Source organism: Burkholderia sp. BDU5, assembly GCF_001522845.1.
GTDB lineage: Bacteria > Pseudomonadota > Gammaproteobacteria > Burkholderiales > Burkholderiaceae > Burkholderia > Burkholderia mayonis.
The window spans coordinates 1-1,568 of sequence record NZ_LOWC01000143.1 but is presented as its reverse complement, the minus strand read 5'-3'; the positions used below and the strand labels follow the sequence as shown (position 1 = coordinate 1,568).

1 protein-coding gene is annotated in these 1,568 nt (G+C 63.0%); it reads right to left on the bottom strand.

Translation table 11 applies throughout. The annotated features are described in order from the left end of the window. Positions 1-1,568 (bottom strand): T6SS effector phospholipase Tle3 domain-containing protein (locus WS69_RS22785; protein ID WP_059472946.1); only part of this gene is annotated, 1,568 nt, incomplete at both ends.

Sequence of the window (1,568 nt, the reverse complement as noted above, 5' to 3'; positions counted from 1 at the left end):
AGCAACAACTGCCGCCAGTCCGGATCATCCAACGTCACCGCCTGGCCGACCGCGACATCCATCGCCGTGACCCAGCGATGGTTCTCGGAGCTGAGCAGAACCCCCGAATGATAGTTGTTCGCTTCCAATTGATCGGCATCCGTGCCCATGCGCTTGCGAACCTCGTCCGGCGTTTCCTCGCGTTGGATCACGTACGTCTGATACCGTCCGCCCGTAGCGGCCGCCGAGAGAATCGAGCCGAGCGACTGACTCGGCACGATGCGCCAGTTATGCGACTGCTCGTCGATCGGACGGCCTCGATTGAACGTCTGCCTGTGCGGCTCGATGCTGGCGCCCGGGTCATCCGTCGTCACGACGTCTTTCCATTGGAACTTCGCGTACTGGTTGCCGAGCGCGACGTTTTTCGTCACGTCATCCGGGCGCATCAGCCCGGCGACATCGGCGTGCCCGGGTCGCTGCCCGCCTTTCTTGACTTCGCCACCGTACAGGTCAGGCTCGTACGGCGGGTTCAGTTGCTCGCCGTTGATGAAGCGAATGTCGTTGCGCTTGAACGACGCCTGTAGCGCCATGTTCTTGCTGGACTCGACCACTGAGCCCAACATCGTGCCGTCCGTGTCGGGCCCTGGTGTCAATCGCTGAACCTGGTCCCGAACCGGCACGCGCGCGGGGGGCGTGCCGACAGCAACCTTCGAGCGCTTCCCCCTGCCGTCCTGGTCGCGTTCCAGTCGCGTCCACATGCGCTGGAAAAAGCGTTTCGGCGCGAGCGTCGTCATCGCGGGCATCGTTTTGCCCTGCTTGGCGGCCGCGCCATCGGCCGGAACGTCGTCGGGCACGCCGAACGTCCCGATCCCGCGCACCTTGTCGAGGCCGACCACGGTGTCTTCGGGGCAGAAGTAAAGATAGACCTTGCCCCGGTTGTCGCGCTCGTCAAACGTGATCCAGTTCTTGCCATGCTTGTCCAGGCGCTTTCCCTGCGTCTGGCTCCAGTTCCGTCCAGCTCGTCCGCCCGAGCAAACCGAATCGATCATCAGGTCAGCCAAGTCCGGAAGCGTATGCGGCTCGCTCGTCACCGCGTTGACGATGTCGACCAGCGTCTTGAGCTTCGCGTGCCCGGTTTGCTGGCTGCCGTCCTTCGTGAACTGCAGGCTGTATGGCGTATCGACCATGATGATGCAATCGACGCAGCGTTGCCCTTGCTGCTTGAGCATCGCCTGCGCGAGCAGCGTGATGATCGTGCCCTGGCTGTGCCCCATCACCGTGATCGTTTCGTGCTTCGGATCGATTCCGTGTTCCAGCGCGAGCGCGGAGGGCTGGATGGCGCGCATTGTCTTGATGAGGTTCGCCAAGCGAGCTGCGGCGAGCACGAAGTAACGGCGGTCTGGTGAGTTGCCGGCGAAGATCGTATTGCCGGCAAGCGCATTTTGCATGACCGTGCGCTCGAGCTTGTCCGGTTCGAAGCCCCGGCTGTACATCTGAGGGATGTTGTTCGTCGCGTTGGCGAAGAACCCGCCCCCCTTGCCGAAATGGGCGTCGAGCCGGTTCGCGTGGATGTCCTGATACTGGCCGCG